The 24,278-nt window shown below is 64.7% G+C and carries 19 protein-coding genes and 1 other RNA gene; 2 read left to right on the forward strand and 18 right to left on the reverse strand.

Features of this window, described 5'->3' with window-relative positions; all coding sequences use genetic code 11:
- The coding region (locus VGQ44_03665; protein ID HEV8445885.1) for a helix-turn-helix domain-containing protein at nucleotides 1–813 on the forward strand (813 nt) is incomplete at its 5' end.
- 24 nt (nucleotides 814–837) lie between these two features.
- Here the strand turns inward: VGQ44_03665 and VGQ44_03670 are convergent.
- The 7 genes from VGQ44_03670 to dusB all read right to left on the reverse strand — a co-directional run bounded on the left by VGQ44_03670 (nucleotide 838) and on the right by dusB (nucleotide 10,252).
- A complete protein-coding gene (locus VGQ44_03670; GenBank protein HEV8445886.1) occupies nucleotides 838–2,154 on the reverse strand; it encodes an integrase arm-type DNA-binding domain-containing protein in 1,317 nt (438 codons plus the stop codon).
- A gap of 85 nt (nucleotides 2,155–2,239) precedes the next feature.
- Nucleotides 2,240–2,598, reverse strand: a transfer-messenger RNA (tmRNA) gene (ssrA, locus tag VGQ44_03675).
- 250 nt (nucleotides 2,599–2,848) lie between these two features.
- Nucleotides 2,849–3,913 (reverse strand): hypothetical protein, encoded by a 1,065-nt coding sequence (locus VGQ44_03680; protein HEV8445887.1) that lies wholly within the window; start codon nucleotides 3,911–3,913, stop codon nucleotides 2,849–2,851.
- Between the two features lie 7 nt (nucleotides 3,914–3,920).
- Nucleotides 3,921–4,868 (reverse strand): hypothetical protein, encoded by a 948-nt coding sequence (locus tag VGQ44_03685; GenBank protein HEV8445888.1) that lies wholly within the window; start codon nucleotides 4,866–4,868, stop codon nucleotides 3,921–3,923.
- A 90-nt stretch (nucleotides 4,869–4,958) separates the two neighbouring features.
- Nucleotides 4,959–8,285 (reverse strand): hypothetical protein, encoded by a 3,327-nt coding sequence (locus tag VGQ44_03690; GenBank protein HEV8445889.1) that lies wholly within the window; start codon nucleotides 8,283–8,285, stop codon nucleotides 4,959–4,961.
- A 112-nt stretch (nucleotides 8,286–8,397) separates the two neighbouring features.
- Complete coding sequence (gene larB / locus VGQ44_03695) at nucleotides 8,398–9,153, reverse strand: nickel pincer cofactor biosynthesis protein LarB (protein HEV8445890.1); 756 nt, start codon at nucleotides 9,151–9,153, stop codon at nucleotides 8,398–8,400.
- Between the two features lie 58 nt (nucleotides 9,154–9,211).
- Nucleotides 9,212–10,252: a tRNA dihydrouridine synthase DusB gene (gene dusB, locus VGQ44_03700; protein ID HEV8445891.1), complete on the reverse strand. Its 1,041-nt coding sequence runs from the start codon at nucleotides 10,250–10,252 to the stop codon at nucleotides 9,212–9,214.
- Nucleotides 10,253–10,370: 118 nt separating this feature from the next.
- Here dusB and VGQ44_03705 point away from each other — a divergent pair, with 118 nt between their 5' ends.
- Nucleotides 10,371–10,823, forward strand: coding sequence for a PTS sugar transporter subunit IIA (locus VGQ44_03705; protein ID HEV8445892.1), 453 nt, complete (start codon nucleotides 10,371–10,373; stop codon nucleotides 10,821–10,823).
- A 273-nt stretch (nucleotides 10,824–11,096) separates the two neighbouring features.
- Here VGQ44_03705 and VGQ44_03710 read toward each other — a convergent pair whose 3' ends face one another.
- From VGQ44_03710 to mreD, 11 genes are all read right to left on the reverse strand, one after another.
- A complete protein-coding gene (locus VGQ44_03710) occupies nucleotides 11,097–12,017 on the reverse strand; it encodes a DUF3667 domain-containing protein (GenBank protein HEV8445893.1) in 921 nt (306 codons plus the stop codon).
- A 295-nt stretch (nucleotides 12,018–12,312) separates the two neighbouring features.
- Nucleotides 12,313–13,878, reverse strand: a complete 1,566-nt coding sequence (gene guaA / locus VGQ44_03715) for a glutamine-hydrolyzing GMP synthase (protein ID HEV8445894.1) — start codon at nucleotides 13,876–13,878, stop codon at nucleotides 12,313–12,315.
- Entirely contained in the window at nucleotides 13,878–14,387 is a 510-nt protein-coding gene (locus VGQ44_03720; protein ID HEV8445895.1) for a metallophosphoesterase, read from the reverse strand. Before VGQ44_03720 ends, guaA begins: the two co-directional genes overlap by 1 nt.
- On the reverse strand, nucleotides 14,384–15,679 hold the full coding sequence (lysA, locus tag VGQ44_03725; GenBank protein ID HEV8445896.1) for a diaminopimelate decarboxylase: 1,296 nt from the start codon (nucleotides 15,677–15,679) through the stop codon (nucleotides 14,384–14,386). The genes VGQ44_03720 and lysA overlap by 4 nt, the downstream gene beginning before the upstream one ends.
- Entirely contained in the window at nucleotides 15,661–17,136 is a 1,476-nt protein-coding gene (gene proS, locus VGQ44_03730; GenBank protein ID HEV8445897.1) for a proline--tRNA ligase, read from the reverse strand. Before proS ends, lysA begins: the two co-directional genes overlap by 19 nt.
- Nucleotides 17,137–17,145: 9 nt before the next feature.
- Nucleotides 17,146–18,489 carry a histidine--tRNA ligase gene (hisS, locus tag VGQ44_03735; protein HEV8445898.1) on the reverse strand — a complete coding sequence of 448 codons (1,344 nt, stop codon included), beginning with the start codon at nucleotides 18,487–18,489 and terminating at the stop codon, nucleotides 17,146–17,148.
- A 9-nt stretch (nucleotides 18,490–18,498) separates the two neighbouring features.
- Nucleotides 18,499–19,830, reverse strand: a complete 1,332-nt coding sequence (locus VGQ44_03740; protein HEV8445899.1) for a folylpolyglutamate synthase/dihydrofolate synthase family protein — start codon at nucleotides 19,828–19,830, stop codon at nucleotides 18,499–18,501.
- On the reverse strand, nucleotides 19,815–20,681 hold the full coding sequence (gene accD, locus VGQ44_03745; GenBank protein ID HEV8445900.1) for an acetyl-CoA carboxylase, carboxyltransferase subunit beta: 867 nt from the start codon (nucleotides 20,679–20,681) through the stop codon (nucleotides 19,815–19,817). Before accD ends, VGQ44_03740 begins: the two co-directional genes overlap by 16 nt.
- Before the next feature lie 56 nt (nucleotides 20,682–20,737).
- Complete coding sequence (gene rodA / locus VGQ44_03750) at nucleotides 20,738–21,997, reverse strand: rod shape-determining protein RodA (protein HEV8445901.1); 1,260 nt, start codon at nucleotides 21,995–21,997, stop codon at nucleotides 20,738–20,740.
- A complete protein-coding gene (mrdA, locus tag VGQ44_03755) occupies nucleotides 21,997–23,793 on the reverse strand; it encodes a penicillin-binding protein 2 (GenBank protein ID HEV8445902.1) in 1,797 nt (598 codons plus the stop codon). The genes rodA and mrdA overlap by 1 nt, the downstream gene beginning before the upstream one ends.
- Entirely contained in the window at nucleotides 23,790–24,278 is a 489-nt protein-coding gene (gene mreD / locus VGQ44_03760; protein HEV8445903.1) for a rod shape-determining protein MreD, read from the reverse strand. Before mreD ends, mrdA begins: the two co-directional genes overlap by 4 nt.

The following is a 24,278-nucleotide window of genomic DNA, read 5'->3' on the forward strand; positions in this document are numbered from 1 at the left end:
GACCCCGCCCCCTCTCTCGCCCCGCGCTGCCTACGGGACCAGTCGCCGGCTCGCTCAGTAGCATTCCTGCCGGCGCCGCTCCGCCGCCGAGTCGAACGTGCCGACACGCGGATCCGCACCGTGGACTCGATGCGCGACGCAACCAATCTCGTCCTCCAGGCCGGCGGCGGAGTCCTCATCGCCGACCCGACGGCCGATGGCGGGGCTGCCGGCGACGAGATGGTGGAACTCTGCCGCCGCGTTCCTGGATTGATACCGATCGTCTACGCTCGACTCACCCCGGGCGTAGTTCGACACATACAGCAGCTTGCACACTTTCCTTTCTCGCAGGTCCTGCTTGCCGATTTCGACGATAGCCCAACGCGCTTCGTCGAGCTGGCCGACCTCGCGCAGTCGGCGTCGCTGACCGGGCACGTTCTCCACCGCCTGGAGCCGATGCTCAGCTCTGCCCCGCCCATGCTCCGGCATGCCATCCGCGACGCGTTCGGCTCGCCGCAACGGTACCGATCAGTCGGCGACCTCGCCGAGGCGGCGCACATGCCCCGCCGCTCGTTCTACCGCTGCTTCCAGCCGTTGGGCCTCTCCTCGCCACGATCGCTGCTCGCGGCGAGCAGCGTCGTGCGAACCATCAGCCTGCTGCGCGATCCACAGCAAACGCTTCGTGAGGCGGCGGTTCGCCTGGGATACTCAAAGTCGGAGTATCTGGCCGCCCATGTCGTGCGCTTCACCGGATTGCGCGTGCGCGAAACGCGGAGCGCAGATTTTGGCGTAATTGCCGAGTCGATCACGGCACGATTGAGCGTCGACCGGTGATACCGGCTCTCATCCGATTGCTGGTTAGGATCGTTGACCGCAAAGCTGCGCATCCCACCATCGCGCGAGTCGCAGGCGCTGATCGAATCGCTGCGCGCGGTTGTATGCTCGAATCACCTTGCCGTCGGAGACGTGGTCCAGCGCTAGTTCGATGACGTCGCGGTCAAAATCTCCCAACTCGTGACTCAGCGTGCTGAATGCCGTGCGCCACGAGTGGGGACTGTGTCGGCCATCTAGCTCGAGTACTTCCGAGTAGAGCTTTTCAATCGCTTCGCGGCCAACAAACGGGCGCTTTCCCGATGGGGACGGAAACACTACGCCCTTCCCTCCCGTCGCTTTCCGCCAGGCGAGCAATTCGGCAACGATCGTGGGCCCGAGCGGCACGCGATGGTCGCCGTCGCGGTCTCGCACCTTCATCTGCTCGCGCGGAATCGTCCACGTTGGCGCGGTCAACTCCAGATCGAACTGGTCCCATGTTGCCGAAACGACATTGCCAATGCGCTGTGCGCTGAACGCGATGAGGCGATTGGCGAGTCGGACTGACGGGGAAACAGGAGCGAGGTCGGCGCGCCGTAGGACATCTCGCAGCTCGTCGAAGACGATCAGCGCTGGTCGTCCCATCCGGCGCTTGCGCTTGGGCAACACCTCACGAACGTCAATCGCGACGTTTTCGTGGATGAGGCCCCGAGAGCGAGCCAGCCTGAAGATTCCAGTGATGTGTTGAAGGATTCGCCCGGCCGTCTCTTCGGCACCACGTGCGGCGATCTTCTCGACCACGTTGGCAACCATGGCAGACGTGATCTGGTCGATCGGGAGCTCGCCGATGATCGGCAGTACGTCCCGCTTCAAAGCACGTTCAGACTTGCTGTAGTGGATGCCAGACCAGCCGCGCTTCTGCTTGTCGAGCCACAACGAAGCCACGCTACTGAACGTGCTATTGCTGGAAAGCGTGGCGGCATGACGCTCGAGGACCCGCGACTGGACCGGGTCGCGGCCCGCGCGTAGGTGCGCTTTCACCTCAGCACGCTGCTCCCGGGCGGCTGCGAGCGAAACGTCGGGATAGATCCCCGCGGCGAACACACGCTCCTTACCGTCGATGCGGTATTTGACCCGCCACACCGCCGTACCGGCCGGGGTGAGCGTCAGGTAGAGGCCTCCGCCGTCGCTCAATTTGCCCCTTGTGGCCGTCCCCGCTCGAGCCTTGGCGACGAATGATTTGACGGCGCGATCGCTCAAACGATCGTACCCCCTACCGACGCGATTTTCGACGATACCCCCTGCTGTTTCCAAATACCCCCCTCTGATGCCCCCAACGATGGTGGATTCAGACGGACGGGTCAAGATGCGTCTAGACGCCGTTCTCAGAGGGAAAACGAACAGCGGCGCCCATTGCTGGACGCCGCTGGATCGTCTTGAACTGTCTTTCTAGTGGAGGCGCCGGGAATTGAACCCGGGTCCGAGAATAGATCGACCACAGCTACTACGTGCGTAGTCCGCCGTTAGATGTCTCCGCGCGCTGGTTGGCGAACGACCCACTCGCGGATGAGCCTCCTTGATTTCACCGGCCCGCCGGAGGCGGTCGAGCCAGCAATCCCGGATTTCCGATACCTGAGAAGCCGCCCCGGGCGGGCTTCCTCTCAGGCACTTGCGGGCCTAACTAAAAGTTAGGCGGCAAGGGCGAAGTTGTTGTTCGCAGTTGGATGTTTGCGGAGTGTTTAACGAGGTGCCCCACGACCTCGGCACGCAGCCACGGCTTCACATACCCCGTCGAAGCCAGTCGCCCCCTACAGACCGAAATTTAGACGATTTAGACCGACGGCGCAACGAAAACATCGCCTGGTGGCGCGCACCGAGGCTGTGGCTAAGTCACCGTCTGATGGGCGGTTGGGCAGCACAGCTCATTCAGCTTCAGAAGTCAGAGCTCCCACGCGAGATCGCGCGCCACAGGAAGGACGGATTTGCGCTCGAAATCGGACGTCTGATATCGGACATGGGACGTCCGATTCGGCGGGACAGACGGCACAGAGTAGGGGCGTTACGGGGCCATCCGCTTGAAGCGGAGGTCCAAGAAAAAGTCGTCGCCCGGTTCGTGGAAGTGTACGAGATAACCGTCGGACTGCAGCCCCGCGCTGTGCTCGAGGTGCGGGCCGATGAGCTCCGAGAGCATCGAGAGATTTCCCGCGGCAGTGCCGGTCACGACGCCGCGGTCGATCTCGCCGAAGAAGCTGAAGCGTAGCTCGCGCTGAACGTTTTCTCCGTCGCGCACGACGTGATACTGCGAAAAGTGCACGGCGAGCGCGTAGCGCTCTTGGGCGAGGCCCGACAACACGAACGTTCCGGAATCGGCGTAGACCTCGTCGAACTCCGGCACGCCGTTGAACGTGACCGAGTCGGCGGCAATCAGCGCGGGGAGCGGTGCGCCATTGAAGTGCGTCAGCACGAAATTCGTGTCCGCGACGACGACACCGACGTGAGCTGTTCCCGTGATCCCATCCACACTCGCCGCGATCGTCGTCGAACCAGGGCCGACGGCGATGAGAAAACCCGGCGCTCCGACGGTATTCGCCGGCGAGCCGATGATCGCGACGGACGAATCGGCCGAACCGAATACGACCGGTCGTCCTTGAATCGTCCTGTTTCCCTGCCCCACGACGCGGGCCGTGACTTGCACGCGGTCGCCGCGGCCGAGGCTCAGCGTTGGGGGCGTGAGCTCGATGTTGGCCGCGACGAGCCGGCCGATGGCGAGATCGTAGGTCGCCGTAGACGCGCCGCTTCGCGCGGTGACGCGTACCCTGCCAGGACGCAGGAGCGCGAGACTATCGCCGGCAGTCACTCTCGCGAGCGCCGTGTCACCGGCGGTCCACGACACCGGTGCGCCCGGAATCTCGACGCCGGCGTCGTCGAACACTCTCGCGGTAACGTGAATCACGTCGCCCTCGAAGACGCTGTCGGCCGGCGCGACGATGGTAATCGACGCACGAGACCCGCGGTTCGGCGCGACTTCATCGCTGCAAGCCAGCACGGAAAACACGGATGCGAGCGCGAGCACGCGCGCGGCGCGCCGACTGGGCGCGCCGTACTTCGATCGAAAAGAAATCACTTGTCGGTTATTCGCCGCTGAATTGGGACTGGAGCTCGAAGCTCTTACCCTTGAAACGCAGCGGCCGCGTCGAATCGGTCAGGGCCCCGCCCCCCCGTCCGGCGCCGACGGCGGTCGCGATGGCGAACATCGCGCCCGCAAAGAGCAGAGTGTCGGCGACGAAGTTGATCGCCGTGATCTCCTGCGCCGGTCCCGTGGCCAGAAACAAATTGGGCACGTAAAGGACGACCGTCGCCACGGTCATGAGAGCGCCGGCCGACGTTATGGCGGGCACGGCGGTCTTCCTGAAAGACGCGGCCATTCCGAGGACGACGAGAATCACGCCGGTGACGTACGCGACCGCCTGCGGGAACGGCACCCAGGCTGCCGTCTTCACTTCGCTCGGCACGCCGGGGGCAAACGCGGGATACAAGAGGTGCAGCACGCCGTAGAAGGCGATGACGAACGCCGCCCAGAATCTCGCGAAGCGCGCGAATCCGTCCGACCACGCGGGTCTCGTGGCAAACACGAATAGGCTGAAGCCGGCCACCGCGAACGTCCCCTCGCGAAACGGAAAAATCCAGACGAGGTGCAAGCGCGGATGACGAGCCGCGCTGGGCGCGTAGATCAGCAGCACGAAGAGCGCGAACAGCAATCCCAACAAGGGCGCCGACCACTCGACGCCTCGCTTCGTCGCGATGCTGACGCCCGCGGCGAGGAGACATACGCCGACGACATACGTCGTGGGAATCGGAAGCGGAAACCACTTCGGGACCATCTGCGCGAGGTCGTGGACGGCCGAGAGGTGTTCGCCGGAGAAGGTCGCGATTGCGCTCGCGATGAAGACGGGACCAAGGGACCGGAGTCGCGTATCGCCCGTCGCGTCGAAGGCGAACAGGTCGCGGCGATACGTCCAAAGGCCGATCGCGAGGACGATCAGCCCGAACGTCGCGGGCAAGAAGACAGTCGCGGGCATGAAGGCTTTTTGTGCCTCGCCGCGCCCGCTGCCAAACGGTTCGGGACGAACCGTTCGCCGAGCGTGGCCGAACGGAAGTCGTCGTCGTGGTCAGTACTTCAATTCACCTGGAGTGACACGATCCACGTGTAGCACCTGCTTGTACGTCTTTCCCCCTATGCTGATGCTCACGAGGTAGTCGCCCGTCGACGCCTGGAAGCCTTGCGTGCCTCGGTTTCCCGGTCCGCCGAAGAAGAACACGTTGCCTCCGGCGTTCGGGTTCGGTCCGTTGATCGCGCGATTGATCAGGCGTTGTGCCTCCTGATACTTGTCGAAATCCACGTTGACGCCGCCGACCGTCATCGTGCAGCCGCCCGCCGCGCTCCCACTTCGCACCACGGCGCCTTCCGCGGGACGATCGGGTGAGGCTCCCGGACCACCGCCGCAGTTGATGTTCATCTGCGGCGCGTTCGGTCCGCCGGGGCCGAGCAGCAGTTGTCGTCCCTGACGAATGAGTGTCGAGTCCCAACCCGCCTTCTCGAGCGAGTCGAGGATCGTCGTCGTCTTGCGAGCGCGCACGATGCTGTCGCGAAGATCGGCGGGGCCGAGCGGCGGCACCGTCGCCAGTCGTCGCGTTCCGTTGAAACCCCACAGCACACGTTGCAATCCAGGAGACGACGAACCGTTGAGCGTGGCGATCGTGTCCCCGCTCGCGTCTTGGATCACGACCTTGAGCGGCGCCGGCGGGGGGATGCGAGGCGGCGTAGCTCCGCCGGCCGGCGTTGTCGCAGTGGCGGCAGCGTTTGTAGGCGCAGAGGGAGCCGGGGCAGCGGCTGGCGACGCCGGCGACCCGGCGAGCGTCGGCCCGGCCGTCGCGCTCGGCGCGATGCGATAGACGATCTCCGCTCCGTACTGCGCGGGAGGCGAGCTGTAGGTGTACTGCCCGTCTCCATTCCCCGACGCCGCCATCCGCGGCGCCTCGCCGAACTGCCACGCTCGTTTCGGCTCGAACAGCGTCACATCCGCGATCTGCTTGCCGGCCATTTGCTCGAGCGGCGCGATGTCGACGATGAAGAAATTGCGGCCGTGCGTCGCCGCTATCAGCTCGCGGTCCCGCGGATGAATCTTGAGGTCGAACACCGGCACCGTCGGCATGCCAGCCATGAACTTTGACCAGTGTCCGCCCCGATCGACGGATACGTACGCCCCGACCGACGTTCCGGCGAAGAGCAGATCGCGGTTGTACGGATCCTCACGGATCACGCGAACGTAGTCCGGCCCGCCGGTTGGCAGCGTGGCCGCGAGCGACTTGAAGGTGCCTCCGCCGTCGGCCGTCACGTACAGGTACGGCGTGAAGTCGTTGGTCCGGTGATTGTCGAACGACACGTACCACGTGAGCGTGTCGAAATGCGAAGGCTCGACTCGACTCACATAGACTTCGTTGTTCGGGAGTCCCGGGAACTTCCGCCAATCCACCTGTGTCCACGACGCGCCGTCGTTCGCCGTGTACCACACGTTGCCGTCGTCGGTCCCCGCATAGAGGAACCCCGGCTTGACCGGCGATTCCGCCAGCGCGACGACCGTCCCATAGGTCTCGGCGCCCGTCGCGTCGAGTGTGATGCCGCCGGTCTTGTTCATGCTGATGTCGATCTTCTTCGCGTCCTGCTTCGACAGGTCGGGCGAGATCGAGTAGACGTTGTCGCCGCGCTGCGTCGACTTGAACACGTGGTTGCCGCCGACGTATACGACGTCCTTGTTGTGCGGCGACAGGAAGAACGGCGTTTCCCAGTTGAACCGCGAGGTCATCGCGACCGAGTCGGCCTTTTGACGATTGCGGAGGTCGGCGACGCGATTCCGCACGTCGCGCGATTCGGGCTGCGTCGTGTCGCCCCGCGCGATGATGACGGAATCTTCATACTGCCGGTAGCGCGGCCGATAAGACGGAGCGAAGACGCCGCGGACGTCGCCGGTCGCCAAATCCCAGCGTTGGATGAAGCCGCCCTGCGATTCGCCGTAGATGATCTTGGGGTTGGTCGGATCCTGCGCCGTCCAGAATCCGTCGCCGCCGGAATAGGTGAACCAGTACGCGTTGCTCACGCCGCCGTTGCGGCGCCGGCTCGGGCCGCACCACGACCCATTGTCCTGAGCGCCACCGCAGATGTTGTACGGCACCGCATAATCAAAGCTCACGGCGTAGAACTGCCCTACGGGCAGCACCGTGCTCGAGACGAAGTTGCCGCCGCGATCCCACGTCTGTGCGATGCCGCCGTCGTTCCCGACGATGAAGTGCTCGGGGTCGTTCGGGTCGATCCACATCGCGTGATGATCGACGTGCACCCCACCCGTCGCCGTCCGCGCCGTTTTTCCACCGTCGTCGGAGAATAGAATCGGCGTCGACGACCAGTAGACGCGATCCGGATTCTTCGGGTCCACGCGCACTTGCGAGTAGTAGAAAGGGCGCGTGTCCTGGTCGTTTCGGAACGACCACGTTTGGCCGCCGTCGTCAGACCGATACAGACCACTCTTCGTCTGTGCTTTCGCCGCCGGATCGGGCTTGGGGTTCGGAAGCGTGTCGGCTTCGACCAGCGTATAGATGATGTTCGGGTTGGATCGCGAGATCGTGATTCCGATCCGCCCCTTCGCCGTCTCGGGGAAGCCGCCGCCTTTGACCTCGGTCCACGTCGCGCCGGCGTCGGTCGTCTTCCACAGCCCCGACCCTCTACCGCCCGACGTGAGGAAGTACGCGCCGCGGATGCGCTGGTAGGCCGAGGCGTAAAGCACGTTCGGATTCGACGGATCCATCGCGACGTCGACGAAGCCGGTCGAGTCGCTGATGAATTTGATGAGCGTCCAGGTCGCTCCGCCGTCCTCGGTCTTGTAGAGTCCGCGCTCCGGATTCGCCTTCCACGCCGCGCCGAGTGCCGCGACGTAGACGATGTTGGGGTTCGTCGGATGCACGACGATGCGCCCGATGTGCTGCGTCTTCTCGAGGCCCATGAGCTTCCACGTCTTCCCGCCGTCCGTGGATTTGTAGATGCCCATGCCGGGCTCGATGGTGTTGCGCGAGTTCTGCTCCCCCGTCCCCGCCCATACCTGGTTCGTGTCCGACGGCGCGATGGCGAGCGCGCCCATTGACACGACGCGCTGGTTCTCGAAGATCGACCGGAACGTCGTCCCGGCGTTCGTCGTTTTCCAAATGCCGCCGCCGGCGGTGGCGACGTAGAAGGTCTTGGACGGACTGGGGATCGCCGCGATGTCGGCGACGCGCCCGCCGAAGTTGGCCGGCCCGACGTTCCGCCAGCGGAAGCCGGCGAGCGTCACGGAGTCGATCGAGGTGGGAACGGCCGATGCGGGCGGAGTCTGCGCGTCGAGCGCGTTCAACGAACTCGAAACGACGATCGCTACGGCGGCGTGTCTAAGAACTGGAATGCGCGGCATGGCAAGCGGGGTGAGGATGCCGGGAAGATACGCCCCGTTGGCCGATTCGCACTAACTACGGTCGGCATTCCCTGCGCCTGGCTCGGGGTGCCTGCTCAGCTCGGAAGCTGGATCAGCTCACTCCGTGGGTGATCCGGGACGCGGCGACAGCGGCGCCGAAGCCGTTGTCGATGTTCACCACCGTCACGCCGGCGGCGCAGCTGTTGAGCATTGTAAGGAGCGCAGCGATACCGCCGAACGACGCTCCGTAGCCGACGCTCGTCGGCACGGCGATGACGGGCGCGCGGACCATGCCGCCCACGACCGACGGCAGCGCGCCGTCCATGCCCGCGACGACGATCACCACGGCGGCCGACGCGAGCTCCTGGTGCTTGGCCAGCACGCGATGAATCCCGGCGACGCCGACGTCAGTCACCCGCATGATGCAGTCGCCGAGCACGTCGAGGGTGACCGCGGCCTCTTCGGCGACGGGCAGGTCACTCGTCCCCGCGGTGACGACGGCCACCGTTCCCGTGCCGCGCGGCGCGGGAGAGTTGCCGCGAATGAACGCGGTGCGCGCGAGCTCGTTGAGCCCGACGTTGGGAAGCACCGACTGCAGATGCTGAGCAGCGTCGCTGGCGATGCGAGTCACGAGGACGCTGTCGCCGCGCGCGGCGATGCGGCGGGCGATCTCGGCGATGTGCTCGGGCCTCTTCCCCGCTCCATAGATCACTTCGGGGAATCCCTGCCGGAGCCCGCGGTGGTGATCGATGGTAGCGAAGCCGAGCGACTCGGCCGGTTCGACGGCCAACGCGTCGAGCGCGCGCGAGACGTCGAGCGTGCCGTCGGCCACTTGCTTCAATAGGTCGCGAACGTGTTCTCGTCTCACCGCACCCGTTCCAGGTCTCCGCACATCGGACTTCTTCCGCCTCGCCGGGCGAGGTCCGTCACGCCGCCGCGGTCTCCACCGAATCCGACTCGTCGCCATCGATCGAGCCCTCGATCACCAACGTGTCGCGCATGCGCAGATACTCGTCGAAGATGCCTTCGACTTCGTCGAGCGAGTTCACGGCGTGGAGCTTCTTGCGGAGGTCGGCCGACGCCGGCAGTCCCTTGACGTACCAGCCGAGGTGCTTGCGGAACTCGATCGCCGCACCGCGGCGGTCGGGCTCGTAGGCAGCCGCCATGCGTGCGTGATCCAGCGCGATTGCAAATCGCGCGTCGATGGTCGGCGCCGGGCGCATCGGCCGACCCTCGAGCAGGTCGCGCGTTTGATCGAAGATCCATGGTTGACCGAAGGATCCTCGAGCGATCATGACGCCGGCGCATTTGGTCTCGTGGTACATGCGCACGGCGTCCTCGGGCGTCTTGATGTCACCGTTGCCGAGGACCGGGATGTCGAGCGCGTCGACGACGGCGGCGATCTCCTCCCAGCACGCGTTGCCGGTGTACATCTGTGTGCGCGTCCGCGGGTGGAGCGTGAGCACGCGGGCGCCGGCATCCTGGCAGCGTAGCGCGATCGTTACCGGATCGCGCATCTCCTCATTCCACCCGCTGCGGATCTTGCACGTGACGGGGAGCGACGTGCTCCGCGCGACGGCGCGAAGGACGTCCTGCACGAGGTTGAGGTCCTTTAGACAGCCCGAGCCGCCATTTCGCTTCACGACCTTTTTGACCGGGCAGCCGAAGTTGATGTCGATGAACTCGGGCTGGAACACGTCGGTCACGAAGGCGGCGGCTTCGCCCATCGCCGCGGGATCGGCCCCGAAGATCTGGACGCCGATCGGCCGCTCGTCGGGGCCGAACCGGAGCTTGTCGATGGTCGCGGGGTTCTCCCGCCGGATGCCTTCGGCGGACAGAAATTCCGTGATGACGACGTCCGCGCCAAAGCCGCGGCAGAGCCGCCGGAAGGGCGACTCCGACACGCCGGCCATCGGCGCGAGGTAGAGCGGGACGGCCGCATCGAGCGGAAACGGGAAAGGCGCCATTCTCAAAAGCTAAGAGACGCCCGAAGTCCAAGCAACGCGCGCATTTGACACACGTTCCGGGGTCGAATAGCTTCGCAGGTTCACGCCTACTGACTGCCTTCCTTTCGACCCGCAACGGATGGAACTGCGAGAGTTTTTCAGCGAAGACGCGATCGAGCTCAACATCAAGGGGACGACCAAGGACGAGGTCCTCAAAGAGCTGATCGGGCTCCTCAAGCTCGACGAGAAATCAGAGGGAATGCTGTTCAAGATGCTCAAGCGGCGCGAGAACCTCGGCTCGACCGGAATCGGGCGAGGCATCGCGATTCCTCACTGCCGCTCGCTCGTCGTGAACAAGCTGCGCGTCGCCTTCGGCCGCCGAAGAGAGGGGATCGACTTCAAGGCGATCGACGAGAAGCCGGTCAATTTCTTTTTCCTCATCGTCGCGCCGCCGCTCGAGGTCTCGAATCAGTACCTCCCCGTGCTCGGCAAGATCGCGCAGTTCAGCAAAGAGGCTGACGTTCCGGCGAGGCTGTTGGAGCTGACGGAACCGAAGCAGTTCTTGGCGTTATTGGAAGAAAAGGGAGTCTGAGCTGAGGACTGCCAGACTCCGAGACTGCCGAAGTCCGAGACTGCCGAACTCCGAAACGTCCTAACTCCGAGACTGCGAAACTTCCGGACTCCGAGACTGCCGCAGCTCGAGGCTACCGAGCTCCGAGAGACCGACCAGGGGCGACAAGCGTGATCGAGTCCGATCGCCTGGCGCTGTTTGGCTTTGGCCCTCGGCGTTCGGCAGTTTTCGGAGCACGGACGTTTGGGAGTGAGGCAGTTTCGGAGCATGGCCCTCTCACCGGACGGCCGCACGTCACCTCCCTCCTATCCAAACAGCCAGTGAGACCACGCTCGGCACATACACCGCGGCGTACAACGCTCCGATCCCCAATTCTTTGAGCAGCGTGCTTCCGTTGCTTCCGCCGTATACGCGGCGCAACGAAAAGTGGGCGTAGAGCGGCGCCCAAATGAACTGAAGAATTCCGGCCGCGATGATCAGTGCCATGACGTGCGTGAATCGCGAAAGGACGCCGATTCCCAGCGCGACGAAGAAAAAGGTCTGCACGTGGATCGTGAAGTACAGATGTTCGACGAAACCCCGTCCGCGGTAAAAGAGCGCCACGATGAGTGCGAAGACGGGCAGCAAGGCGAACATCAGCCTCGGCATGACCTCGGTGAAATCCTTCTGAAACCCCTGCGGATCGGTACCGAGGCGTCGCAACGCGGGACGGAGAGGCTTCGGAGCGCTGGGCACTGAAGCGAGGATCACTTCACGTTGATCGGCCGTCAGCTGGTCGGGCGTGTGGCTTCCGAGTCCGACCGTGATCTTGGCGTTCCCTACGTCGCCGACCTTCGCCAACTCTCCGGGGGCAATCGACGAAGGCGCGGCCGCTGAGAGCAGAAAGTAGACGAGGCTCACGCTCAGATAGAGACGCAGCGGCGTGATGTAGCGCGCCCGCTTGCCGTCGAGGAAATCGACGGTGAGCTGCCCGGGACGTGTCACGAGGAGCCGCAGCGTCGCCGCCAGTTTCCCATCCCAACCCGAGAATTCCGCGAACGCTTCGCCGAGCAGCTCGCGAAGCGATGGACGCGGAGGAACGGCGCGCTGCCCGCAGTTCGAGCAGAAGGCGCCGTGTAGCGGCTCGCCGCAATTGAGACAGAGATGCTCGATCTCGGCGCTCACGCGGTCGGACTCCATGACCCAGCTCGTCTCGCGCTGGACTCCGGTCTTCATGCGGGCCTCGTCGACTCATTTTGAGCGAAATTGTCGACCACCGAGACTTCCGAACTCCGAGACTGCCAAACTCCGAGACGACCTAACGCCGAAGACCCATGAACGGCGTCACGCGCGAATCGAGTCCATTCGCCGGCGTCACTCGCTTTTGTTCTGGTTCGGAGTACGGCAGTTTCGGAGGATGGCCGTTTTCGGAGTTAGGCCGTTTCGGAGTCTCGGAGTATGGCCGTCTCGGAGTACGTCGGTGTTCGGACGTTTCGGACTTCGGCCATCTCACTCCGAAACCCGCCAAGCCCTATTCCCACTCAATGGTCGCGGGCGGCTTGGAGCTCACGTCGTATACCACTCGATTCACTCCCCTCACTTCATTGATTATGCGTGTGGAAATCCTGCCGAGCAAATCGTGAGGGAAGTGGTACCAGTCGGCGGTCATGCCGTCGGTGCTCGTCACGGCACGGAGCGCGACGACGTTTTCGTACGTTCGGAAGTCGCCCATCACGCCGACGCTGCGCACGGGGAGCAGCACGGCGAAGGCTTGCCAGATCTCGTTGTACAGACCGGCGTCGCGGATCTCCTCGAGGTAGATCGCGTCGGCGCGACGCAGCACGTCGAGCGCCGCGACGTCGACCGGACCGAGGACGCGGATGCCAAGACCGGGCCCCGGGAACGGGTGCCGGCCGACCATTTCTTCGGGCAGCCCCAACTCTCGGCCGACGTTGCGCACCTCGTCCTTGAACAGCTCGCGCAGCGGCTCGATGAGCTGGAACTTCATGCCCGGCTTCAAGCCGCCGACGTTGTGATGCGTCTTGATCGTCACCGACGGTCCGCCGCGCGGTGAGAACGACTCGATCACGTCGGGATAGAGCGTGCCCTGCACCAGGAACTTGTATTCGCCGTCCGACGAACCTTTGCCGTCGTCGCGCAGCGCGTCGGTCGTCGACTCGAAGACGTCGATGAAGGTGTGGCCGATGATCGTCCGCTTCTTCTCGGGGTCGTCGACGCCGGCCAGCTTGTCGAGAAAGATCTCGGACGCGTCCACGGTGATGAGCTTGATCCCGAGGTTCGCGCGAAACGTGCGCTCGACCTGCTCGCGCTCGTGGAGGCGGAGCAACCCGGTGTCGACGAACACGCACGTGAGCTGATCGCCGATCGCCCGATGCACGAGCGCCGCCGCCACCGCCGAGTCGACGCCGCCCGACAGGCCACACACGACGCGGGCGTCGCCGACGAGTTGTTTGATTGTCGACACTTCGCTCTCGACGAACGCCCCCGGCGTCCAACTCGGCTCGGCGTGGCAGACCTCGAAGAGGAAGTTCGCGATGATCTCGCCGCCGCGCGGTGTGTGCGCGACCTCGGGATGAAACTGGACGCCGTGAATCGGTTTGGTCTTGTGCCGCATCGCGGCGATCGCGACGCTCGCGCTCGATGCCGTCGCGACGTAGTCCGGCGGCGGAGCGTCGACGTGATCGCCGTGGCTCATCCAGACCTGCATCTTGTCGTGGTCGGCGAATCCGTCGAACAGGCCGCAGTTCTCGTCCACGCGCAGCTCGGCGCGGCCGTACTCGCGGCGTCCGGCGCCGATCACGTCGCCGCCGGAGACCCGGGCAACGACCTGCATGCCGTAGCAGATCGCCAGCACGGGAGCGACGTCGAGCACCGCTGGATCGACGGTTGGCGCACCTTCCTCGTACACCGAGTTCGGACCGCCGCTCAGAATGATCCCGGTAGGCTTCCACTCGCGGATCCACTCGAGCGACCGCGTCGGCGGATGAATCTCCGAGTAGACACGGGCTTCACGGACGCGGCGCGCGATGAGTTGGGTGAACTGCGATCCGTAGTCGATGATGAGAATACGCGACATCAATAGACCCATTCCTGGCCGGAGAGCGTCAGGAACTCGACGCGTCGGGCGTCGAGATCGAGCAACGCGGCGGACGGCTTGCCGTAGAGCCACCCGCATCCTTCGCCCGGATTCACGATCAGCGTCTCCCCGCGCGTCTTCATTTCCTGCTGATGCGTGTGCCCGTGCACGACGATCTCGTGGCCGAGCACCGACCGTTCGTGGACGTCGCCGATGTCGTGGACGAGAAGGATGCGCCGCCCGCCGACTTCGAAGCTGTGCGGCGATTCGAACAGCTCGATGCCGAGGGCCGACTGTGCGCGCGTGATGAGTCCCTGCGGATCGCCGTCGTTACGGCCGAAAACGCCGGCGAGCGAAATCTGCGCTTCCTCGATCGGCGTGAGCGAGAAGGGCGAGCAGTAGTCCCCGGCGTGCAGCAGCATGTTCGCGCCGCCGGCCTGAAGTTGGCGCACCAGCTCGGCGATGGCGGGAAGACGGTCGTGGGTGTCGGCGATCAATCCGATCTTCATTCGTGCGATTCTCCGGCTTCCCACGTTGGTGCGTCGACCTCGAGGCGGGTGAGATCGTCGTACAACTCGCGCGCGGTGATGATCGCGAAGCGATCCTCATCGACCAGCACCTCGGCGGCCCGCCCGCGGCTGTTGTAGTTCGACGCCATCGCGTAACCGTATGCGCCGACGTCCGACACGACGATGAAGTCGCCGGGTTGGAGATCGTCGAGCTCGCGGTCGAGCGCGAGGAAGTCGCCGCTCTCACACACCGGCCCCACGACGTCCACGCGCCGCGTGCGGCCGCGCTCACGCATCGCGTCCACGCGATGAAACGCGCCGTAGTGCGACGGCCGCAACAGCTCCGTCATTCCGGTGTCGGTGATGACGTAGTCCTTTCCACCGCTGTGCTTTCTGTACAATACGCGGCCGACCAGCACGCCGGCGTTGCCGACGAGGAAGCGTCCCGGCTCCATGATGAGCTGAAGCCCGGTCTCGGCCACGGTCGGCAGAACGAGCTCCGCGAACCGGTCGAGATCTGGCGGCTGCTCGGTGTCGTAGCGCACGCCAAGTCCGCCGCCGATGTCGAGATAGCGAAGCCCGGTGATTCCGCGCTTCGACAGCTCGCCGAAGATCGACGCCAGGCGTTCCGTGCCCTCGCGGTACGGATCGATTCGCGAGAGCTGCGATCCGAGGTGCATGTCGAGACCCACGAGCCGCACGTTCGGCAGCGACGTCGCGATCTGCGCGACGTGAACGACGTCGTCGTACGGAATCCCGAACTTGTGCCCCTTGCCGCCCGTCTTGATGTAGTCGTGCGGCGCGTCGAGCGTGATCTCCGGATTCACCCGGATCGAGACGCCGGCGGTCTTGTTTCGCTCGGCCGCGATCTGGCTGATCAGGTGGACTTCGCCTTCGCTCTCGACGTTGATGAACAGGATTCCGGCGTCGATCGCTTGCGCGAGCTCGGCGGCCGTCTTGCCCACACCGCCGAAGATGATGTCCGACGGCGCGAAGCCCGCGCGGAGCGCGCGATGCAGCTCGCCGCCCGACACGACGTCCGCGCCGGCCCCGAGCTCGCGCATCACGCGGAGAAGGCCGAGGCTCGAGTTCGCCTTGAGCGTGTAGTGAATGCGATGCGGGGCCGGCGCGAGCATCCTTTGAAGCCGCTCGTACCGGTCGCGGATGGTCGCGGTGCTGTACACGAAGACCGGCGTGCCCACCTCGCGCGCGATGTGCTCGAGGGACACGCCCTCGCAGCGCATCACACCATCAACGCGGGCGAACCCCGTCGTCAGTACGCTCTGGCCCATACGGCCTCGGCGACCGACGCGCGTCCGCATTTGAGGCAGGTCGCCGGCGCTTCGGCCGAGCGGAACTCCTCGTCGGGGAGCACGCGAATCGTCGCCTTCGTCTCCTCCTTGATCTTCGCCTCGCACTCTTCGCCGCCGCACCAGCCGGCGTAGACGAACGCCCCCTTCCCTTCCATCAGCTCCTTGAAGTCGTCGTAGCTGATCTTGTGTCGGATGCTGTTCGCCTCACGCCGGTCACGGGCCGCGATCAGCATGTCTTCCTGAATGCGCATCAGCAGCTCGGCGACTTCCTCGCCCACTGTGTCAAGCGAGACGGGCTTCTTGGCGCGGTTATCTCGGCGCACCAGGACGCCCTGATTACTATCGATGTCGCGGGGGCCGAGCTCCATACGCAGGGGGACGCCGCGCAACTCCCAGTCGTAGTACTTGGCGCCGGGTTTTACCCCTTCGCGGTCATCGATGTGCACGCGTAAACGGCCGGGATCGCGGCGCTCCCAGTCGAGCAGCCGTTGTTCGACGCGGTCGGCGGCTTCGAGGACTCGATTGCGCTCGTCGTCGCTCCTGTAGATCGGAACGATGACCAGCTCCGTTGGAGCCAGCAGCGGAGGAATGCGAATGCCGACGTCGTCGCCGTGGGTCATCACCAGGCCGCCGACGAGACGCGTGGACACGCCCCAACTGGTGTTCCATGCGAACTCCTGCCCGCCGTGCTCCGCCTGGAACTTGAGGTCGAACGCCTTGGCGAAGTTCTGCCCGAGGTCGTGAGACGTGCCCGCCTGGAGCGCCTTGTTGTCCTGCATCAGCGCCTCGCACGCGTATGTGCATAGCGCCCCGGCGAACTTTTCGGCGTTGGACTTGAGGCCGGTGATGACGGGCATCGCCATGTGGCCTTCCATGAAGTCGCTGTACACGCCGAGCATGCGACGCGCCTCTTCTTCCGCCTCGTCGTGGGTCGCGTGAGCGGTGTGTCCCTCCTGCCAGAGGAACTCGAGTGTGCGCAGGAAGAGACGCGTGCGCATCTCCCAGCGGACGACGTTCGCCCACTGATTCATGAGCAGCGGCAAGTCGCGGTAGCTCTGCACCCATTTGGCGAACATCGAATAGATGATGGTCTCGGACGTCGGCCGAATGATGAGCGGTTCCTCGAGCTTCTTGCCGCCTCCGTGCGTGACGACCGCCACCTCGGGCGCGAATCCCTCGACGTGCTGCGCTTCCTTGTGCAGGTAGCTCTCGGGAATGAACAGCGGGAAGTAGGCGTTCTCGTGTCCTGTCGCCTTGAACATGTCGTCCAGGGCGCGCTGCATCCGTTCCCAGATTCCGTAGCCGTTCGGACGGATGACCATGCATCCGCGGACGGGCGAATAATCGGCGAGCTCGGCGCGCAGGACGACTTCGTTGTACCAGGCGCTGAAGTCGGCTTCGCGGGTGGTGAGCTTCTTGTCGTCGGGGGGGGCCATGCTGATTTCTTAGTCGGTTGGTTTGGGCGCGCGAAGCTTGTCGATTTCGGCGCGGAGATATTGGGCGAGTTCAGGCACCGTGGACGAGCGCGGCTCCTTGTCCTCGAACGAATGGATCTGGGCCTGGGTCGTGTTCCACAGCGACTCTGTCTCCGCGGCCGTCGGCAGAGCAACGACGAAAGTGGCACCGGCTTGCTTCGCCGAGCTTCGCTGCGAGTTGAGCGATTGCTGCCGCAACGCGTATTCGACGCTCAGCCCCGAGCGACGAAGGTTCGTCGCCACCTCTCGAACACGCGCCGCGGACCGGTCGCCGGAGTCCGACCCGACCAACCAAACTTCAGGTCCAAGCACCCTCGACGGCATGAGCCCGCGCTCCCGCAGCAGATCGCTCAGCACGACGTCGCCCATGCCGAATCCGAGCGCCGGCAAGTCGGCGTCGCCGACGATCTTGAGCAGACTATCGTAGCGCCCCCCGCCGCAGATGGCGCGCATCTCGCCCGCCTTGTCGAACAGCTCGAAGACGATGCCGCTGTAATACGCCAAGCCGCGGACGATCTTGAGATCGAACTTCACCCACTCGAACACCCCCAATCCATCCAGGAATCCGAAATAGCGGCGGATCTCGGCCGTACGTGTGCGCACGTCAGGGAAGTTCGCAAACTCACGCTCGATATAGTCGAGGCTCGAATGTTCGAGCAGGCGAAGAAAAGCCTCGATGGATGCACCCGACATCCCCGCGGCCGCCAGCTTTTCGATCGACGACTCTCGGGGACGCCGGTCGACCTTGTCGACCACGTCGAACACCAACGGCAGCTGAGCTTCCTCGACACCGAGACCCGACAGCACACTCTGAAGGAGGCGCCGATCCGAAACGCGCGCATGCACGTCGTTGGACGTGAGGCCGCAGCCGCGCATGATCTCGATGGCCACGGCGAGCAACTCGGCGTCGGCCGTGACGTCGGCCTCGCCGATGATGTCGACATTGAGCTGGAAGTGCTCGCGAAGACGCCCGCGCTGCTGACGCTCGTAGCGGAAGAGCTGCGGCACCGAGAACCATCGCACCGGCTTGCGCAACGAGTTCGCCTTCGCCGCCGCCATACGCGCGAGCGTGGGGGTCATTTCGGGGCGCAGCGCGATCTCTCGGCCGCCCTTGTCGGTGAAATTGTACAGTTGGCCGACGATCTCGTCGCCGCTCTTCTTGGTGTAGAGCTCGAGCGTTTCGAGCGGCGGTCCGTCGTATTCGACGAACGCGAAGCGACGCGCCACCTCGCGCCACACACCCATCAGGTGCGCGCGCTCGGCGAATTGTTCGGGATAGAAGTCGCGAAAGCCGGGGAGGGCGCCCTGGGCCATCCTCTAAAGCTATCGGGCCATTGGGGATACGTGCAACAGCGCGAGAGCATCTCCTACCGTGTGAAACGAGCCGGTGACGAGCACCGTGCCGCCCCCCGCTCTGGATTCCGCGCGGTCGAGCGCGGCGGCGAAATCGGCGATGGCTTCGACCTCCACACCGAGCGAGCACGCGAACGCCGCCGCCTCGTCGAGGTTCCACGCCCGGCTCGCCGGCGCGGTCGGCGCCATCGTCAAGACGAATCGCGACGCCACGCCGCTCAGCAAGCGCAGCATCTCTCGCCAATCTTTGTCGCCGAGCACGCAGACGAGAGCCGTGATCGGGCGCGCCGGTGACACGGCGCCGATCGTCCGCACCAGCACTTCGATCCCGGCCGGGTTGTGCGCGACGTCGAAGATGAAGCGGCCGTGCTGCTGAAAGCGGCCGGGCACCTGCACGTCGCCGAGATGCTTCGAGGCCTCGGTAGCCGAGAACGCGTAATCCGATCCGGCCGCATCGAGCGCGACCAGCGCGAACGCGAGATTGTCCGCCTGATGTCTTCCGGCAAGCGGCGTGTGCAGCGTCGTACGCTGGCCGCGCCAATCGACGTCGCACGTCGTGCCGCTCGCGTCGACGATCACGCGATCGACTCCGACTTCGTCGGTGGCGCGAACGACGGAGGCGCCGGCGTACATGGCGTGCTCGATGAGCACGTCGCGGATGCGCGGATCGCGTTCGCCGATCACCGCGGGGCGTCCCGGTTTGAAGATTCCGGCCTTCTCAGCGGCGATCGCCGCGAGCGTGTTTCCGAGATACTCGGTGTGATCGAGGCCGATCGAGGTCACGCCGGCGACGATCGGGCGCAGGACGTTCGTCGAATCGAGACGGCCGCCGAGTCCCGTCTCGATCACGGCGACGTCGGCGGCGGCGCGAGCGAAGAAGTCGAACGCCATCGCCGTCGTCGCCTCGAAGAAGCTCGCGCCAATCTCTTCGATCAACGGCAGGTGGGTGGTCACGAACGCGACGACGTCGTCGGACGAGATCATGGAACCGCCGACGACCATGCGCTCGCGAAAATCCATGAGATGTGGCGACGTATACGTTGCCACCTTGAACCCTTTCGCGGTGAGCAAGGCCGACATCGTGGCCACGCTGCTCCCCTTCCCATTCGTGCCGGCCACGTGGATCGATGGATATCGCCGCTCGGGATTGCCGAGCGCGGCGAGCAGCGCGGTCGTCCGCTCGAGACCGAACTTGAACGCGCCGGTGGTGCGCGCGAACAAGAACGCGAGCGCGTCCCGGTAGTCGGCGAGTTTCGGTTGAGTTGCCACGGACAGCGGAGGCAGGCTCAGGGCGACGTCCATCCTGACGCCGCCGGGCGGCCGGACATGTGGCGCAGCAGCTGACTGACGGTGCGCTTGAGATTGCGACGGTGCGTGACGGAGTCGAGCATGCCGTGATCGAGCAGGAACTCCGACGTCTGGAATCCCTCCGGCAGATCCTGGCCGAGCGTCTGCTTGATCACGCGCGGTCCGGCGAAGCCGATCACGGCGCCCGGTTCGGCGAGAATCGCATCGCCGAGCATCGCGTAGCTGGCGCTCACGCCGCCCGTCGTCGGGTTCGTGAGAATCGAGATGTACGGAATGCGGCGCTCGGCCAATTGCGCGAGCACGGCCGAGACCTTCGCCATCTGCATGAGCGACAGCACGCCTTCCTGCATGCGCGCGCCGCCGGACGCCGACACGATGATGAGCGGATACTTGCGCTCGAGCGAGCGTTGGGCAAGGCGCGAGATCTTTTCGCCGACGACCGACCCCATCGACCCGCCCATGAACGCGAAGTCCATCACCCCGGCGTTGACCGGGAGGTCGTCGAGCGTGCCCGTGCACGCGAGGAGCGCGTCGGTCTCGCCGACCTTCGCCGACGCCTTCTTGAGACGCTGCGGATACTCCGGGAAGCCGAGCGGGTCCGTCGACCTGAGGTCGACTTCCACCTCTTCCATCGACCCCTCGTCCAACAGCAGCGCGCAGTATTCAGCGGCGCGAATGCGGCGGTGATAGTCGCAATTCGGGCAGACGTTCATATTGCGCGCGAACTTTTCACGGATGTCCGTGTGTCCGCACGCCTCGCACTTCTCCCAAACGTCCGCGGGAATCTCGAGTCGTTCGCGCCGCGGCTGCCGGGCCTTTTTGTCTTTCTTGTTCCACCAAGCCATGGTGGAAATTTGGGGGTTACCGGGAGCCCCCGGCTAGGGCCGAGGTCGCCGCGCCGTCACACCTTGAGGGGCCCAGCAAGCCCTCCGCGCCCTTCGCTCGAGATGCGCGCGAGCAATCCGACGGAGAGCCAGCACGCGAGCATGAACGATCCGCCGTAGCTGAAGAAGGGCAGCGGAATTCCGGTGATCGGCATGACGTTGAGCGTCATGCCCACGTTCTCCAACACGTGCGTGAACCAGCTGGCGAGCAGACCGAACGCGACGAGACTGCTGAACGAATCGTTCGCTCGTTCGGAGATGCGAATCACGCGCAGAAAGAGAAAGAGAAAGAGCGTGAGCGCGATCATCACGCCGATGAATCCGAGCTCCTCGCCAACCACGGCGAAGATGAAGTCGGTGTACTGCTCGGGGAGAAAGCCGCCGCGCTTTTGCGGACCCTGCAGGTAGCCGCGCCCGAACCAGCCGCCGGATCCGATCGCCGTGATCGACTGGATGACGTGATAGCCGCTGCCGCGCGGGTCGACCGACGGATCGATGAACACTCTGAGCCGATTCTGCCGATACGGCTTCAAGTGCTCCCAGAGCAGCGGCCCGACGATGCCCATCATCGCATTTCCCGCGACGACGAACAGTCCTTCGCCGAGGAACGGCTTGTACCAAAGCACGAGGCCGAGCAGCAACAGGAACCAGGCTCCCCACACGTACGGGTCGAAGCCGAGGATCAGACTGATCACGAAGCTCGCGAGCAGAATGAGCAGCTGCCACGGCACGCCGGCCCAGAACAACATCGCGAAGAAGATTCCGACGAATACGATCGACGTGCCGAGGTCGCCCTGCGCCATGATGAGCAGCAGCGGCACGCCGGCGATGGCGAGCGGCTTCCACAGCTCGATCATCGATTTCGGCGTCACGCGATTCTGACTCAGCACGTGCGCGAGCATGAGCACGACGGTGAGCTTTGCCAACTCGGCCGGTTGTCCGAGGCGATGTCCCGCGACGGTGAGCCAGCCCGACGTGCTCGTTGCCGTGCCGGCGCCGGATCCGAAACCCGCGAGCAGCGCGACGAGCATCACGAGTGTCAACGCGTAGGCTGGTACCGTCATCCACTCGACGAGCCGCACGGACGCTCGGCTCACGGCAAACGCGCCGAGGATGCCGACCATCGTCCAGATGGCCTGGAGCCTGTACGCGCCGGTCGCCGGCGTGCGCACGTCCGTCTGCCCGGCCGAGTAGACGACGGCCAGACCGTAGATCGTGAGCGCGATCGCCGTGAGGAGCAGCGGCAGATCGACGTTGATTCGTCGCGCCGCTGGCATCAGCCCGTGTTCTCGATGGTGTTGTTGATCTGCTTATGTAGAAAGTGCGCGATGATCTTCGTGGCGAAGGTCGCCGCCGTGGCGCCTTCGAACGTCACGTTCGGCACCATCACGACGACCACGATCTGCGGGCTCTCGGCGGGCGCCATGCCGGCGAACCAGGCGTAGTAGAGCGACTTGCCGTTCTTGTCCGTCTTGAATCCGGGTACCTGTGCCGTGCCGGTTTTGCCGGCGATGTTGACGCCGCTGATCGCCGCACCGGCCGCCGTGCCGCCCTCCGAAACGACGCCCATCATCGCTTTGCGGAGTTGGGTCATCTGGTCGGGCGGCAGTCGAATCGCTTTCGTGAACTTCGGGGTGCCGCGCTTGAGCATCGGCGTCGGCTCGCTGCCGTCGGTGGCGAGCGCACTGTAGAACCGCGCCATGTTGATCACGGTCTGCGCGTTTTCACCCTGGCCGATCGCCATGTTCAACTCGGTCGAGCCCACGGTCCAGTTGCGCCCGTACCGCTGGTTGAAGTAGTCCGGATAGCTGTTCGGGAATCTGGGTTTGCTCTCTTCGGGCAAGTCGACGCCCGTCTTCTTGTCGAATCCGAGACTGACGCCGCCCGCAACGAGCCGGGACAGTGTGAGCCGTTGGCCCAGCTGATAGAAATAGACGTCGCACGATTGGGCGATCGCGCCGAGGAGGTTCAGGCTCCCGTGTCCTTCCTTCTTCCAGCAGTGCCAGGCGCGGTTGCCGAAGTAGTAGAACCCCGTGCACCGCTCGGGCATGTGTGAGTCGAAGTTGATGAGGCTGTCCTCGAGCGCCATCACCGACGTAGCCAGCTTGAACGTCGAGCCGGGCGCTTGAATCGCCTGCAGCGCCTTGTTGTAAAGCGGTTGACGCGGGTCGGTGCGCAGCGAGTCGTAGTACGACTGCGAGACGCCGCCCACGAACCGATTTGGATCGATCGCCGGCGAGCTATAGAGGGCGAGTACTTCTCCCGTCGTTGGAACCATCGCGACGGCGGCCGCGGCGAGGGAATCGCCGAACAACGAATGGATGTATTCCTGAAGGTCGAGATCGATGCTCGTGTAGAGCGGCGGCCCTTCTTGGGGCGTCACCGCTTCGCGGGCGCGGCCGTTCGTCACCACCCGGTTGTGCGCGTCCACCTCGACGAACTGTATCCCCTCGCGTCCGTGCAAGAGCTTTTCATACTGCTTCTCGAGCCCTTGTTTGCCGACGAGCTGGCCCGGCTTGTAGCCGTCCGCGCTCATGTTGGCGAGCTCGGGCTCGCTGATCTCCGCCACGTAGCCGACGAATGCGCCGACCGCCTGGCCATCCGGATAGATCCGCTTCGGTGCGGACTGGATGATGAGGCTCGGGAAGTCCATGTGGTGCTCTTCGAGCACGGACACGACGTCGAGCGATGCGTCTTGCACGATCACCGTCGGACGATTCGAAGCCTGTCTGTAGCGGCGAATCGCGTCCTGGTACTGCTTGGGGGTGAGCTGGATCGTGGACTTGAGCCGGTCGAGCGTCGCGCGCAGCGTGTCCTCGGACAGCGCGAGCAGCGCGACCGAGTACCCGACCACGTTCTCGGCGATCGGTCGGTTATTGCGGTCGAGAATGCGTCCGCGCGGCGCGGCGGTCGGAACCTGGCGCAACCGGTTTTCCTCCGACTGCAGCAGCGACTCCTCGTTCCGAATCACCTGCGCGCGGAAGAACGCACCGAGTAGAAACAACACCACGCCCGAAACGATCAAGCTCGCCGCCCGGCCGCGGCGAATCACGTCGTTCGGATGAAAGCTCATGCCGTCCGCGTCTCCATCAACGGCCGTAAAATCGTCAACACTACGACGCCGGCTACGGCCGTGACGGCGGCGGCGATCGGGGACCACACGAACATCTGGACCATCAGCTCGGTGCCATGCGCATTTCGGCCGAGAATCAGGAACAGCACATCGAAGACCCACTTCGCGATGAACAGAAAGAATCCGTTCAGCACGAGATTATCAGCGAAGAATACCGCCTTGAGCCACGACGCGGAGAACCCGACCAGCGACATGGCGAGCGCTGCCGCGCCAAAACCGCTCACGTCCACGGAATCGGCGACGAAGCCAAGCATGAACCCGTACACCGCGGCCGCGCCGGGTCGCATCCGCACCGATCCGATCAGCAGCGCGATGACGAGAAAGTCGATCGACGCGCGCCACGCGAGGAGCGGACGGAGCGTGTAGTGAAGCACGATGAGGATCGCGCAGGCGACGATCGTCCGAACGGCCGTATTCCAGGTCAC

This window comes from Gemmatimonadaceae bacterium, assembly GCA_036003045.1.
Lineage (GTDB): Bacteria > Gemmatimonadota > Gemmatimonadetes > Gemmatimonadales > Gemmatimonadaceae > JAQBQB01.

Excerpts from the sequence above, each read along its gene's own strand:
- VGQ44_03685 (HEV8445888.1), bottom strand. The coding sequence starts at position 4,868 with ATGCCCGCGACTGTCTTCTTGCCCGCGACGTTCGGGCTGATCGTCCTC.
- VGQ44_03690 (HEV8445889.1), bottom strand. The coding sequence starts at position 8,285 with ATGCCGCGCATTCCAGTTCTTAGACACGCCGCCGTAGCGATCGTCGTT.
- dusB (HEV8445891.1), bottom strand. The coding sequence starts at position 10,252 with ATGGCGCCTTTCCCGTTTCCGCTCGATGCGGCCGTCCCGCTCTACCTC.
- VGQ44_03705 (HEV8445892.1), top strand. The coding sequence starts at position 10,371 with ATGGAACTGCGAGAGTTTTTCAGCGAAGACGCGATCGAGCTCAACATC.
- VGQ44_03710 (HEV8445893.1), bottom strand. The coding sequence starts at position 12,017 with ATGAAGACCGGAGTCCAGCGCGAGACGAGCTGGGTCATGGAGTCCGAC.
- guaA (HEV8445894.1), bottom strand. The coding sequence starts at position 13,878 with ATGTCGCGTATTCTCATCATCGACTACGGATCGCAGTTCACCCAACTC.
- VGQ44_03720 (HEV8445895.1), bottom strand. The coding sequence starts at position 14,387 with ATGAAGATCGGATTGATCGCCGACACCCACGACCGTCTTCCCGCCATC.
- lysA (HEV8445896.1), bottom strand. The coding sequence starts at position 15,679 with ATGGGCCAGAGCGTACTGACGACGGGGTTCGCCCGCGTTGATGGTGTG.
- proS (HEV8445897.1), bottom strand. The coding sequence starts at position 17,136 with ATGGCCCCCCCCGACGACAAGAAGCTCACCACCCGCGAAGCCGACTTC.
- hisS (HEV8445898.1), bottom strand. The coding sequence starts at position 18,489 with ATGGCCCAGGGCGCCCTCCCCGGCTTTCGCGACTTCTATCCCGAACAA.
- VGQ44_03740 (HEV8445899.1), bottom strand. The coding sequence starts at position 19,830 with ATGGACGTCGCCCTGAGCCTGCCTCCGCTGTCCGTGGCAACTCAACCG.
- accD (HEV8445900.1), bottom strand. The coding sequence starts at position 20,681 with ATGGCTTGGTGGAACAAGAAAGACAAAAAGGCCCGGCAGCCGCGGCGC.
- rodA (HEV8445901.1), bottom strand. The coding sequence starts at position 21,997 with ATGCCAGCGGCGCGACGAATCAACGTCGATCTGCCGCTGCTCCTCACG.
- mrdA (HEV8445902.1), bottom strand. The coding sequence starts at position 23,793 with ATGAGCTTTCATCCGAACGACGTGATTCGCCGCGGCCGGGCGGCGAGC.